This window comes from Streptomyces sp. CB01580, from assembly GCF_001905795.1.
Classification (GTDB): domain Bacteria; phylum Actinomycetota; class Actinomycetes; order Streptomycetales; family Streptomycetaceae; genus Streptomyces.
On sequence record NZ_LIXJ01000020.1, the window covers coordinates 15,664 to 28,979 of the forward strand.

Genomic DNA, 13,316 nt, shown 5'->3' on the forward strand with positions numbered 1-13,316 from the left:
GCGCGCCGGTGCGCCGTTCGAGCCCCGTACTCACATCGAGGTGACTGCCGACCGGACGGTCAGAGACGGCTGCCGACGAAGACGGTCAGGTCGACGAGGCGGTTCGAGTAGCCCCACTCATTGTCGTACCAACCGATGATCTTCACCTGCGAGCCCTCCGCCATGGTCAGCAGGGAGTCGAAGGTGCAGGACGCCGGGGTCGAGACGATGTCCGAGGAAACGATCGGGTCCTCGGTGTAGAACAGCTTGCCCTTGAGCGGGCCTTCCTCGGACGCCTTCTGGAAGGCGGCGTTGACCTCGTCACGGGTGACCTCGCGCTCCAGCGTGACCACGAGGTCGGTGACCGAGCCGTCCGGGACGGGAACCCGCATCGCGAGACCGTCGAGCTTGCCCTTGAGCTGAGGGAGCACCAGGGCGGTGGCCTTGGCGGCACCGGTGGTCGTCGGGATGATGTTCTGCGCGGCTGCACGGGCACGGCGCAGGTCCGAGTGCGGGAAGTCCAGGATGCGCTGGTCGTTGGTGTACGCGTGAACCGTCGTCATCAGGCCCTTGACGATGCCGAAGTTCTCGTCCAGGACCTTCGCCATCGGCGCGACGCAGTTGGTGGTGCAGGAGGCGTTGGAGATGACGTGGTGGTTGGCCGCGTCGTAGGCGTCCTCGTTGACACCCATCACGATCGTGATGTCCTCGTTCTTGGCCGGAGCCGAGATGAGGACCTTCTTGGCGCCGCCGGCGAGGTGCTTCTCGGCGTCCGCCTTCTTGGTGAAGATGCCGGTCGATTCGACGACGATGTCGACGCCCAGCTCGCCCCAAGGGATGAGCTCCGGGTTGCGCTCGGAGAGGACCTTGATGGTGTGGTCGCCGACGGTGATGCTGTCGGCGGTGTGGCTGACCTCGGCCTCCAGACGACCCAGGATGGTGTCGTACTTCAGAAGGTGAGCCGTGGTCGCAGTGTCACCCAGGTCGTTGACAGCCACGATCTCGATGTCCGCCCCCTGCTCCAGCAGCGCGCGGAAGTAGTTACGACCGATGCGACCGAAGCCGTTGATGCCTACGCGGATCGTCACGAAACCGATCTCCTCGTCAGGTACGCCGGTTCCTAGGAATCGGCGAGTTGTATACGGATGTCCCCGACCGCCTTCGACCCTACCTCTCCGAGGGGCGGGGAGTGACATCGAACGGGTCCGGACGAAACCGCGCAGGCCCGTACTCCACGGTAGGGGTACGGGCCTGCGGAAACGTGGCCGCTCATCGGGTGGGTGTCACGGAGCGTCAATACACGTACGTGTGTTGCCTGTTCCGCATTCAGCCGGTTTCTCGCCTTTCGGCTCACCCCACCAAGCGATTGTCAGGTCATCCCACGAGACCGTCGGCGAGCTCGTCACTGAGAGTGGACTCGGTGCCCGGGATCCCCAGGTCCTGCGCCCTCTTGTCGGCCATCGCCAGCAGTCGGCGGATCCGGCCCGCGACCGCGTCCTTGGTAAGCGGCGGGTCGGCGAGCGCGCCCAGCTCCTCCAGGGACGCCTGCTTGTGCTCCATGCGCAGCCGGCCGGCCGCGGCGAGGTGCTCGGGCACGTCCTCGCCCAGGATCTCCAGCGCGCGCCCGACCCGGGCGCCCGCGGCGACCGCGGCCCGCGCGGAGCGGCGCAGGTTGGCGTCGTCGAAGTTGGCGAGCCGGTTGGCGGTGGCGCGGACCTCGCGGCGCATCCGCCGCTCCTCCCAGGCCAGCACCGAGTCGTGGGCGCCGAGCCGGGTGAGCAGGGCGCCGATCGCGTCGCCGTCACGGACGACGACCCGGTCCACGCCCCGCACCTCGCGGGCCTTCGCCGCGATGGAGAGCCTGCGCGCCGCCCCGACGAGGGCGAGCGCGGCCTCCGGACCCGGACATGTCACTTCCAGGGAGGAGGAGCGGCCGGGTTCGGTGAGCGAGCCGTGCGCCAGGAAGGCACCGCGCCAGGCGGCCTCGGCGTCGCAGGTGGCCCCCGAGACCACCTGCGGGGGCAGGCCGCGGATGGGACGGCCGCGGCCGTCCACCAGGCCCGTCTGGCGGGCCAGCTGGTCGCCGCCGGCCACCACGCGTACGACGTAGCGGGAACCGCGCCGCAGCCCGCCGGGGGCCATCACGATCAGCTCCGAGCTGTGCCCGAAGATCTCCAGGATGTCCCGCTTCAGCCGACGCGCCGCCATCGAGGTGTCCAGCTCCGCCTCGATCACGATCCGGCCGCTCACCAGGTGGAGCCCTCCCGCGAACCGAAGAATCGCCGAGACCTCCGCCTTCCTGCAGCAGGTCCGGGTCACCGGAAGCCGGGAGACTTCGTCCTTCACCGCCGGCGTCATCGCCATGGGCCGATCCTTCCATGCATCCGAAAAATACGGTCGTACGCGGCGGCCAACAGCTCCGGATCATGGATCGGAACGCCGTCGGGTGAGGCCACCGGCGCCAGCTCGACCGCGGCGCCGAGCCGCTTGGCGGCATCGACGAGGGACTCACGATCGGGCACGGCGGCTTCGTCGGCCAGCACCACGTCCATGGCGAGTTTAGGGGCGTGTCGTCCCAAAACCTCCAAATGACGCTGCGGGGAGAAGCCATCAGTTTCGCCGGGTTGCGGAGCGAGATTGAGCGAGAGGACCTTGCGGGCCCTGGTCTCGACCAGTGCTTCGAGCAGTTCCGGGACGAGCAGGTGCGGGATCACGGAGGAGAACCAGGACCCCGGGCCGAGCACCACCCAGTCGGCGTCCAGGACCGCGGCGACGGCCTCGGGGACGGCCGGCGGGTCGTTCGGGACGACGTGGACGGACTGCACCTCGCCCGGGGTCAACGCCACCGTCGCCTGGCCGCGCACCGTGTCCACGTCGTCCGGGCGGGCCGGGTCGTGTCCGCGTACGAGCGCCTGGAGCTCCAGCGGCACGGCGGACATGGGCAGCACCCTGCCGTGCGCACCGAGGAGCCTGCCGACCAGGTCCAGGGCCTGGACGTGGTCGCCGAGCTGCTCCCACAGGGCGACGATCAGCAGATTGCCGACGGCGTGCTCGTGCAGGTCGCCCTTGGACTGGAAGCGGTGCTGGATGACCCGGGCCCACGTCTGGCCCCAGTCGTCGTCGCCGCACAGGGCGGCCAGCGCCTTGCGCAGATCGCCCGGCGGCAGCACGCCCAGCTCCTCACGGAGCCGACCGCTGGAGCCACCGTCGTCGGCGACGGTGACCACCGCCGTGAGGTCGCCGGTGATCCGGCGGAGCGCCGCCAGCGAGGCGGACAGCCCGTGGCCGCCGCCGAGGGCGACGACCTTGGGCTGCGTACCGCGTTTGCGGCCGGACAGCGCGGAGGTGGCTCTGCGCAGTCGGCGCAGGCGCTGGTTGCGGCTGGTCACTCGCGCCCCATGTCCCGGTGCACCAGAACGGTCTCGATCCCTTCGGTCGCGAGCCTGGCCGCGAGCTTCTCGGACATGGCGACCGAGCGGTGCTTGCCGCCCGTGCAGCCGACGGCGATCGTCACGTAGCGCTTGCCCTCGCGACGGTATCCGGCGGCGACGAGATGGAGCAGTTCCGTGTACTGGTTGAGGAACTCCTTGGCGCCGGGCTGGTCGAAGACGTAGGCGGAGACCTCCTCGTTGAGCCCGGTGAACGGGCGCAGCTCGGGGACCCAGTGCGGGTTGGGCAGGAAGCGGCAGTCGACCACCAGGTCGGCGTCGACCGGCAGGCCGTACTTGAAGCCGAAGGACATCACCGTGGCACGCAGCTCCGGCTCCTCCTCACCGGCGAACTGGGCGTCCATCTTGGCGCGCAGCTCGTGCACGTTGAGGCTGGAGGTGTCGATCACCAGGTCGGCGTCGCCGCGCAGCTCGCGCAGCAGGTCGCGCTCGGCGGCGATGCCGTCGACGATCCGGCCGTCGCCCTGGAGGGGGTGCGGGCGCCGGACCGACTCGAAGCGGCGGACCAGGGCGTCGTCGGAGGACTCCAGGAAGACGATCCGCCGCGTGACGTGCTTGGCCTCCAGGTCGGCGAGGGACTCGCGGAGGTTGTCGAAGAAGCGGCGGCCCCGCACGTCGACGACGACGGCGATGCGCGCCACGTTGCCCTGCGATCGGGCGCCGAGCTCGACCATGGTGGGGATCAGGGCGGGTGGCAGGTTGTCGACGACGAACCAGCCGAGGTCCTCCAGGCACTTGGCCGCGGTGCTGCGGCCTGCGCCCGACATCCCGGAGATGATCACCAGCTCGGGGATGGCCCCGTCGCCGTTGTCGATCGTGGTGCCCGTACTCACGTGTCCTGCTCCGTCTGTTCGGTCGGTGCCGCCGTGCTCGACCCGGTACTCGTGACCGGTCTTGTGCTGATTCTCGTGTTCGTGCTCGGTCATGTCGTGCTGCCCCCGTCGTCCTCTTCGATGATCTCTCCGGTCGCCGTGTTCACGGCGGGCGCGGCCGGGGCCGCCGTGGCCAGGGCGACGGCCACGGACTCCGCCGTCCGGCGGCCTATGCCCGGGACCGCGCAGATCTCGTCGATTGTCGCCTGCCTCAGCTTCTTCACGGAGCCGAAATGCTTGATCAACGCCTGTTTCCGGGTCTCGCCGAGTCCGGCGACGGCGTCCAGGGGACCGGAACGGATGCGTTTGGCCCGCTTGGTGCGCTGGTACGTGATCGCGAACCGGTGGGCCTCGTCTCGCACGCGCTGGAGGAGATAGAGCCCCTCGCTCGACCGGGGCAGGACGACGGGGTCGTCGTCGTCCGGCAGCCAGACCTCTTCGAGCCGCTTGGCGAGGCCGCACACGGCGATGTCGTCGATGCCCAGTTCATCGAGGGCCCGTTTCGCCGCCGCGACCTGGGGCTGCCCACCGTCGACCACGACGAGCTGGGGCGGATAGGCGAACCGCTTGGGACGACCGTCGTCCTCACGGGGCTCGCTCCCCGGAGCGGTCCCGGCGTCCGGGGCGGGGCCGACGGGTCCGGACGCGGCGGGAAGTCCGTCCGGGGAAGGCGCGACGGGGTCCGTCGCGGCGAGGCCGTCCGGGAACGCGGTGGAGTCCGTCGGACCGGCCGTCTCCCCCCACTCCCCCGTCCGCTCCTTCTCCTGGAGGTACCGCTTGAAACGGCGGCCGACCACCTCGTGCATCGACCGGACGTCGTCCTGACCCTCGAAGCCCTTGATCTGGAAGCGGCGGTATTCGCTCTTGCGGGCCAGCCCGTCCTCGAAGACGACCATGGAGGCGACCACGTCGTCGCCCTGGAGGTGCGAGATGTCGTAGCACTCGATACGGAGCGGGGCCGTGTCGAGACCGAGCGCCTCGGCGATCTCCTCCAGAGCGCGGGAGCGGGTCGTCAGGTCGGAGGCGCGTTTCGTCTTGTGCAGCGCCAGGGCCTGCTGGGCGTTGCGCTGGACCGTCGCCATCAGGTCCTTCTTGTCGCCGCGCTGCGGGATGCGCAGGCTGACCTGGGAGCCCCGGCGGCCGGCGAGCCACTGGGAGACCGCGTCCGGGTCCTCGGGCAGGGCCGGGACGAGGACCTCCTTGGGGACGGCGTCGCCCGTCTCCTCGCCGTACAGCTGTTGCAGGGCGTGCTCGACCAGACCCGAGGTGTCGACGTTCTCGACCTTGTCGGTGACCCAGCCGCGCTGCCCGCGCACCCGGCCGCCGCGCACGTGGAAGATCTGGACGGCGGCTTCCAACTCGTCCTCGGCGACGGCGATCAGGTCGGCGTCGGTGGCGTCGGCGAGGACGACGGCGCTCTTCTCCATGGCCCGTTTGAGGGCCTCCACGTCGTCGCGGAGCCTGGCCGCCCGCTCGTACTCCATCTCCTCGGCCGCCGCCATCATGTCCTTCTCCAGGCGGCGGATGTACGTGCCGGTGCGACCGGCCATGAAGTCGCAGAAGTCCTCGGCCAGTTCGCGGTGTTCCTCGGGGGTGACCCGGCCGACGCAGGGGGCCGAGCACTTGCCGATGTAGCCGAGGAGGCACGGGCGGCCGGTCCTGGCCGCGTTCTTGAAGACCCCGGCGGAGCAGGTGCGCACCGGGAAGACCCGGAGCATCAGGTCGACCGTCTCGCGGATCGCCCAGGCGTGCCCGTAGGGGCCGAAGTAGCGCACGCCCTTCTTCTTGGCACCGCGCATGACCTGGACGCGCGGGAACTCCTCGTCGAGCGTGACCGCGAGGTAGGGATAGCTCTTGTCGTCGCGGTACTTGACGTTGAACCGGGGGTCGAACTCCTTGATCCAGGAGTACTCCAGCTGGAGCGCCTCGACCTCCGTGGAGACGATCGTCCATTCCACCGACGCGGCCGTGGTGACCATCGTGCGCGTACGCGGGTGGAGGGAGGCCAGGTCCTGGAAGTAGTTGGCCAGACGCTGGCGCAGGTTCTTGGCCTTGCCGACGTAGATCACCCGGCGGTGCTCGTCGCGGAATCTGTAGACCCCCGGGGAGTCGGGGATCTGTCCCGGCTTGGGTCGGTAGCTGGAGGGGTCTGCCATGTGCCCCACCCTACTTGCGGGCAGTGACAGTGCGGCCTGTCCGGACGCGCCCCTTCGCCCCACGCGGCCCGGGACGGGTCGGCGCCGACCGGAGCGGGCGGATCGGCGGGACCGGGCGGATCGCCGGTACGGGCGGCGCGGACGGCCGGTCCCCGCCGTGGCGGGGCCGCCCGGTCCCGGGGGCGGTCGCGGCGGGTCTCAGGCCTTGGGGCCGGCGACGAGCTTGCCGCCCTCGATCCTGACCGGCACCTCGGGCAGCGGCGCGGTCGCCGGGCCCTTCGTCGCCGTGCCGGTCGTCGTGTCGAAGTGGCTGCCGTGACAGGGGCAGCTGCCCACGTTGTCCTCGACCTTGTCCAGCACGCAGCCCCCGTGGGTGCACTGGGCGCTGAACGCCTTGTACTGCCCCTTCGCCGGGCAACTGACGACGACCCGCTGCTCGCGGTAGAGCTTGGACGCGCCGACCGGGATCTCCTCCGGCGCGCCGAGGTCGACGGGGGCGGTGGGCACGGGCGGCCCGGCGTGGCCGAGCACCGATTCGGTCGAGCAGGCGGCCGCTCCCAGCCCGGCGACGCCGACGAGAGCGGCGCCCTTCAGCACGGTACGGCGGGCGGCGGGCTGGCCGGGCATGCGGTCTCCACTGGTCGGAGGGGTGGAACGTACGAAGGTCGCCCGGCGACGGGGACACGGGAGTACCGGAGGTACACGGGCATCGGCGCCATCGGTGACGGAACCGACGATACCGGCGAGGGCCGAGCGGCCGACGCGCGGGCCACCCGAGAACGGTTCCCGCTGGTCAGGGGCGTATTCCGGGCCCGGATCGGTGCTGCTTGCGTTGTACCGCGGCGGGACCGGGGACGGCGCCGGGAGCGGCCGCGGATCCGGCGACGACGGCGGGCCCGCGACAACGACGAGGCCGGCGGCCCCCTTCGTCGGGGGCCGCCGGCCCGGGACGCGGTCGTCAGGACTTGCGCGCGCCGGTCGCCTTCTTCGCCGCGGGCTTCTTCGCAGCGGTCGTCTTGGCGGTCCTGGCCGTGGTGGACTTGGCGGACTGCCCCGCGCTCGTCCTGGCCGTGGCCGTCTTCCTGGCCGGGGTCGCCTTCGCGGCGACCGCCTTCTTGGCGGCGACCTTCCGCATCGGCTTGCGGGCCGCGGGAACCGCTGCCTCGCTCACCCGGTCCGGGTCCAGGATGTCCTGGAGGAACTTGCCGGTGTGGCTCGCCGGGACCCCGGCGACCTGCTCCGGTGTCCCCTCGGCGACCACCTGGCCACCGCCGTTGCCGCCTTCGGGGCCCATGTCGATGACCCAGTCCGCGGTCTTGATCACATCGAGGTTGTGCTCGATCACGATCACCGAGTTGCCCTTGTCGACCAGCCCGGACAGCACCTTGATGAGCTTGCTGATGTCCTCGAAGTGCAGGCCCGTGGTCGGCTCGTCCAGGACGTAGACCGTGCGGCCGGTGGAGCGCTTCTGCAACTCGCTCGCCAGCTTCACCCGCTGGGCCTCACCGCCGGAGAGGGTCGGCGCGGACTGGCCGAGCCGTACGTATCCCAGGCCGACCTCGTTGAGCGTACGGAGGTGCCGGGCGATGGTCGGGACGGCCTCGAAGAACTCCAGGCCCTCCTCGATCGGCATGTCCAGCACCTCGGCGATGGACTTGCCCTTGTAGTGGACCTCCAGGGTCTCGCGGTTGTACCGCGCACCGTGGCAGACCTCGCACGGGACGTAGACGTCCGGCAGGAAGTTCATCTCGATCTTGATCGTGCCGTCGCCGGAGCAGTTCTCGCAGCGGCCGCCCTTGACGTTGAAGGAGAAGCGGCCGGGCAGGTAGCCGCGCACCTTCGCCTCCATCGTCTCCGCGAACAGCTTGCGGATGTGGTCGAAGACACCGGTGTACGTGGCCGGGTTGGACCGGGGCGTACGTCCGATGGGCGACTGGTCGACGTGCACCACCTTGTCGACCTGGTCGTCGCCGTCGACCCGGGTGTGCCGTCCGGGCACCGACTTGGCGCCGTTCAGCTCGCGCGCCAGGTGTGTGTAGAGGATGTCGTTGACCAGCGTCGACTTCCCGGACCCCGAGACGCCCGTGACGGCCGTGAGCACGCCGAGCGGGAAGGAGACGTCGATGTCCTGGAGGTTGTTCTCCCGGGCGCCGTGCACCGTGAGGCTGCGGGACGGGTCAAGGGCGCGCCGGAGGTCGGGCGTCGTGATCGCCTTCGTGCCGTTCAGATACTGGCCGGTGATCGACTCGCCGTTGCCCAGCAGCTCCTTCAGCGATCCGGAGTGGACCACCTTCCCGCCGTGCTCACCGGCGCCGGGGCCGATGTCGACGACCCAGTCGGCGACCTTGATGGTGTCCTCGTCGTGCTCGACGACGATGAGTGTGTTGCCCATGTCGCGGAGCCGGACGAGGGTCTCGATGAGCCGGTGGTTGTCCCGCTGGTGCAGGCCGATGGACGGCTCGTCCAGTACGTACAGCACACCGACCAGGCCGGAGCCGATCTGGGTGGCCAGCCGGATGCGCTGGGCCTCGCCGCCGGACAGGGTGCCCGCGGCACGGTTCAGCGAGAGGTAGTCGAGGCCCACGTCGACCAGGAACCGCAGCCGCTCGTTGACCTCCTTCAGCACCCGCTCGGCGATCTTCTTGTCCCGGGCGTTCAGCGTCAGCCGGCCGAGGAATTCCGCGCACTCGCTGATCGACATCGCGGAGACCTCGGCGATGGACTTCTCCATCACCGTCACCGCGAGGACGATCGGCTTGAGGCGGGTGCCCTCACAGGTCGGACAGGGCACCTCGCGCATGTACCCCTCGAAGCGCTCCCGGCTGGAGTCGCTCTCGGCCTCGGAGTGACGCCGCTTGACGAACTGGACCGCGCCCTCGAAGGCGGGGGTGGTGTACGCGCGCTCGCGTCCGTAGCGGTTGCGGTAGCGGACCTCGGTCTGGATCTTGTGGCCGTAAAGGAGTGCCTTCTTGGCACGCTGCGGCAGCCCGGCCCACGGGATGTCCGTGCGGAAGCCGAGGGCCTTGGCGAGGGCTCCGATCAGCCGGCCGAAGTACTCCTTGGTGTGGCCGTGCGACCAGGGGTGGATCGCTCCGGCGTCGAGCGACCTCTCCTCGTCGGGGACGACCAGCTCGGGGTCGACCTCCATCCGCGTGCCGATGCCCGTGCAGTCGGGGCAGGCGCCGAAGGGCGAGTTGAACGAGAAGGAGCGCGGCTCCAGCTCCTCGAAGGACAGGTCGTCGTAAGGGCAGTAGAGGTGCTCGGAGTACATCCGCTCGCGCTCGGGGTCGTCCTCGGCGAGGTCGACGAAGTCGAGCACGACCATGCCGCCGGAGAGCCCGAGCGCGGTCTCGACCGAGTCGGTCAGCCGCCGCTTGGCGCCCTCCTTCACCGTGAGGCGGTCGACGACCACCTCGATGGTGTGCTTCTCCTGCTTCTTCAGCTTGGGCGGCTCGGCGAGGTGGATCGTCTCGCCGTCGACACGGGCCCTGCTGTATCCCTTGGTCTGGAGATCGGCGAAGAGATCGACGAACTCGCCCTTGCGCTCGCGCACCAGCGGCGAGAGAACCTGGAAGCGGCTCCCCTCGGGGAGACCCAGCACCTTGTCCACGATGGCCTGCGGCGACTGGCGCGCGATGGGGCGGCCGCACTCGGGGCAGTGCGGCTTGCCGATCCTGGCGAACAGCAGCCGGAGGTAGTCGTACACCTCGGTGATGGTGCCGACCGTCGAGCGCGGATTGCGCGAGGTCGACTTCTGGTCGATGGAGACGGCGGGCGAGAGGCCCTCGATGAAGTCGACGTCCGGCTTGTCCATCTGGCCGAGGAACTGCCGGGCGTACGAGGAGAGGGACTCCACGTAGCGCCGCTGGCCCTCGGCGAAGATCGTGTCGAACGCGAGGGACGACTTGCCCGACCCGGAAAGCCCGGTGAAGACGATGAGCGAGTCGCGGGGAAGGTCGAGAGAGACGTTCTTGAGATTGTGCTCGCGAGCGCCACGGACGATGAGACGGTCGACCACGCCGGTCCGCACCTTTCTAGAGAGAAGTGGGGGAACTGAGCCCCTGTCCCAGGGTATGGGGGGCGCCACAGCGGTGTACGAAGCTTTTCGACTCCGAGCGTATAGCACGCACATTCGATTTACGGACGGCTGTCGCTCCCTTCACCCGAATGAGTGGCCGGGCTACGCTCGGCGCCATGATTGATCACGCGCACGACCTGCGCGCCGTACGTGAAGCGACCGATCGACTGCTCAGCGCCACCGGGAAATTGGACGACGCTGCGCTTGCCGAGCCCTCGCGCCTGCCGGGCTGGAGCCGCGGTCATGTCGTCGCGCACCTCTCTCGTAACGCCGACGCGCTCGTAAATGTTCTCCAGGGCCGCCCGATGTACGCAGACAGCGAAACCCGCGACCGGGACATCGAACGCGGCGCGCCCCGACCGAGGGCGGAGCAGCTGACCGACCTCGCCGACAGCGCGGCCCGCTTCGCGGACGCGGCCTCACCCCCGGGCGACTGGTCCCGCACCGTCACGCTGCGCAACGGCGTGACGGACTCGGCCTCCCGGATCCCCTTCCGCCGCCGCGTCGAGGTCGAGCTGCACCATGTCGACCTGGACGTCGGCTACGAGCTGGAGGACCTCCCGGACGAGTTCGTCGCCCGGGAGATCGACTTCCTCGCCGAACGGTTCGCCGGACACTCCGACGTCGTGGCCACGCGGATCACCGCCGACGACGGCCGTGCCTGGTCCACGGGCGGCGGCGCCGAGGGCGCCCACGTCGTGGTCCGCGGCACCGCGCCCGAGCTGCTCGGCTGGCTCTGCGGTCGCCGCGACGGATCGGCGCTGGCGGTCGACGGCGGCCCCCTCCCCGCACTGCCTCCGCTATAGGCTGGAACGCATGACGTACAGCGGAGCGGTCAAGGTCGGCGGTCGCGCTGACGTACACGAGTTGACGGATCTGATGATCTCCAAGGTCGCCGTGGGGCCAGGGAACAACAACGCCTATCTGCTGCGCTGTCGGGCCACCGGCGAGCAGCTCCTCATCGACGCGGCCGACGAGGCCGGGACGCTGCTGCGGCTCATCGGTGACGACGGCATCGCCTCCGTCGTCACCACCCACCGGCACCCCGACCACTGGCAGGCGCTCGGCGAGGTCGTCGCCGCCACTGGAGCGCGTACGTTCGCCGGCAGGTACGACGCGGAGGGGATCCCGGTCCCGACCGACGTCCTGGTGGACGACAACGACACGATCCGGGTGGGCAGGGTCGAACTGACCGCCCGTCACCTCGTCGGCCACACCCCGGGGTCCATCGCGCTCGTCTACGACGACCCGCACGGCGCCCCCCACCTGTTCACCGGGGACTGTCTCTTCCCCGGCGGTGTCGGCAACACCCGCAAGAACCCCGAGGCGTTCGCGAGCCTGATCCACGACGTGGAGACCAAGCTCTTCGACCAGCTGCCCGACGAGACCTGGGTCTACCCGGGCCACGGTCACGACACCATGCTCGGTGTCGAACGCCCGCAGCTGCCCGAGTGGCACGCCCGCGGCTGGTGACACCCGGCCGCTCCCGCGGCCACTTCGCCCGCGCCGGGCCCATCGGGTCCACGCGGGACGCGCACGTGATTCCGGAGCGCCCCGCCCCTTCCGCCTCCCGGCGGACACGGGCCGGGGCGCTCCCCCGTGTCCCCGTCGCAGGCGGTACGGGTGCGGGGGCGCGCCCCTCATGGCAACCGGCCGACGGCAACCACGGCAGGCGACAACCACGGCAGGCGACAACCGCGTCAGGCGTCGATACCGGCCTTCTCGTCCGCGGCCGCTTCGGCCTGCTTCCGCTTCCGGTCGGCGATCAGGCTGGTGATCGTGGTGATCACCAGGACACCGCAGATGACGCCGAGCGAGACCGGTATCGAGATCTCGGGGACGTGCACCCCGGACTCGTGCAGCGCGTGCAGCACCAGCTTCACGCCGATGAAGCCGAGGATCACCGAGAGCCCGTAGCTGAGGTGGACCAGCTTCTTCAGCAGGCCGCCGATCAGGAAGTACAGCTGTCGCAGCCCCATCAGGGCGAAGGCGTTCGCCGTGAACACGATGTACGGGTCCTGGGTCAGGCCGAAGATCGCGGGGATGGAGTCCAGGGCGAACAGCACATCGGTGGTGCCGATGGCGAGCATGACGACCATCAGCGGCGTCAGGACGCGTTTGCCCTTGTCGCGTATGAAGAGCTTGGTGCCGTGATACCGGTCGGCGACCCCGAAGCGGCGCTCGATCGACTTGAGAAGGCGGTTCTCCTCGAACTCCTCCCCTTCTTCGTCGGCCCGCGCCTCCTGGACGAGCTTCCAGGCGGTGTAGATCAGGAACGCGCCGAAGATGTAGAAGACCCAGGAGAAGTTGGCGATGACCGCGGCGCCCGCGGCGATGAAGACCGCTCGGAGCACCAGCGCGATCAGCACGCCGACGAGCAGCACCCGCTGCTGGAGATGGGAGGGGACCGAGAACTTCGCCATGATCAGGACGAAGACGAACAGGTTGTCGACGCTGAGCGACTTCTCCGTGATGAAGCCCGCGAAGAACTCGCCCGACGCCCGGCTGTCGCCGAAGACCAGCAGGCCGAGCCCGAAGAGCACGGCCAGCGTGATCCAGATGATCGTCCAGATTCCGGCTTCTTTGGTCGACACGTCATGGGGCCTGCGCCCGATGAAGAAGTCGACGGCGATGAGGGCCGACAGACCGAGAATGGTCAGCGCCCAGAGGGTCCATGAAACGTCCACTGCGCCTCCGGCAGTTCACTACGGCTACTGATTCAGCGTCGTCGCTGCCGGAGGTCTCTTCCGCCCGGGCGCGCGATGCGCACCAGGACCGGCGC

General features: G+C 69.8%; 10 protein-coding genes. 2 read left to right on the forward strand and 8 right to left on the reverse strand.

From position 1 onward, the window contains the following. Positions 1-59 precede the first annotated feature (59 nt). From gap to uvrA, 7 genes are all read right to left on the reverse strand, one after another. Entirely contained in the window at positions 60-1,067 is a 1,008-nt protein-coding gene (gap, locus tag AMK22_RS25220; RefSeq protein ID WP_073788618.1) for a type I glyceraldehyde-3-phosphate dehydrogenase, read from the reverse strand. Positions 1,068-1,353: 286 nt separating this feature from the next. After that, the gene (gene whiA, locus AMK22_RS25225; RefSeq protein WP_073788620.1) at positions 1,354-2,343 is read right to left on the reverse strand and encodes a DNA-binding protein WhiA; all 990 of its coding nucleotides are present in this window, start codon (positions 2,341-2,343) and stop codon (positions 1,354-1,356) included. Next, a complete protein-coding gene (locus tag AMK22_RS25230) occupies positions 2,334-3,368 on the reverse strand; it encodes a gluconeogenesis factor YvcK family protein (RefSeq protein WP_073788622.1) in 1,035 nt (344 codons plus the stop codon). The genes whiA and AMK22_RS25230 overlap by 10 nt, the downstream gene beginning before the upstream one ends. Next, complete coding sequence (gene rapZ, locus AMK22_RS25235; protein ID WP_073788624.1) at positions 3,365-4,354, reverse strand: RNase adapter RapZ; 990 nt, start codon at positions 4,352-4,354, stop codon at positions 3,365-3,367. Before rapZ ends, AMK22_RS25230 begins: the two co-directional genes overlap by 4 nt. Next, complete coding sequence (uvrC, locus tag AMK22_RS25240) at positions 4,351-6,456, reverse strand: excinuclease ABC subunit UvrC (RefSeq protein WP_073788626.1); 2,106 nt, start codon at positions 6,454-6,456, stop codon at positions 4,351-4,353. Before uvrC ends, rapZ begins: the two co-directional genes overlap by 4 nt. A gap of 198 nt (positions 6,457-6,654) precedes the next feature. Further along, positions 6,655-7,083 (reverse strand): Rieske (2Fe-2S) protein, encoded by a 429-nt coding sequence (locus AMK22_RS25245; RefSeq protein WP_073788628.1) that lies wholly within the window; start codon positions 7,081-7,083, stop codon positions 6,655-6,657. Positions 7,084-7,414: 331 nt separating this feature from the next. Further along, the gene (gene uvrA, locus AMK22_RS25250; protein ID WP_073788630.1) at positions 7,415-10,474 is read right to left on the reverse strand and encodes an excinuclease ABC subunit UvrA; all 3,060 of its coding nucleotides are present in this window, start codon (positions 10,472-10,474) and stop codon (positions 7,415-7,417) included. 176 nt (positions 10,475-10,650) lie between these two features. Between uvrA and AMK22_RS25255 the strand changes: the two genes are divergently transcribed. Together AMK22_RS25255 and AMK22_RS25260 are read left to right on the forward strand one after the other, a co-directional pair. Continuing rightward, a complete protein-coding gene (locus AMK22_RS25255; RefSeq protein ID WP_073788631.1) occupies positions 10,651-11,340 on the forward strand; it encodes a maleylpyruvate isomerase family mycothiol-dependent enzyme in 690 nt (229 codons plus the stop codon). A 10-nt stretch (positions 11,341-11,350) separates the two neighbouring features. Further along, complete coding sequence (locus AMK22_RS25260; RefSeq protein ID WP_073788633.1) at positions 11,351-12,007, forward strand: MBL fold metallo-hydrolase; 657 nt, start codon at positions 11,351-11,353, stop codon at positions 12,005-12,007. Between the two features lie 227 nt (positions 12,008-12,234). Here the strand turns inward: AMK22_RS25260 and AMK22_RS25265 are convergent, their stop codons facing one another. Beyond that, positions 12,235-13,221, reverse strand: coding sequence for a TerC family protein (locus tag AMK22_RS25265; protein ID WP_073788635.1), 987 nt, complete (start codon positions 13,219-13,221; stop codon positions 12,235-12,237). Between the last annotated feature and the right edge of the window lie 95 nt (positions 13,222-13,316).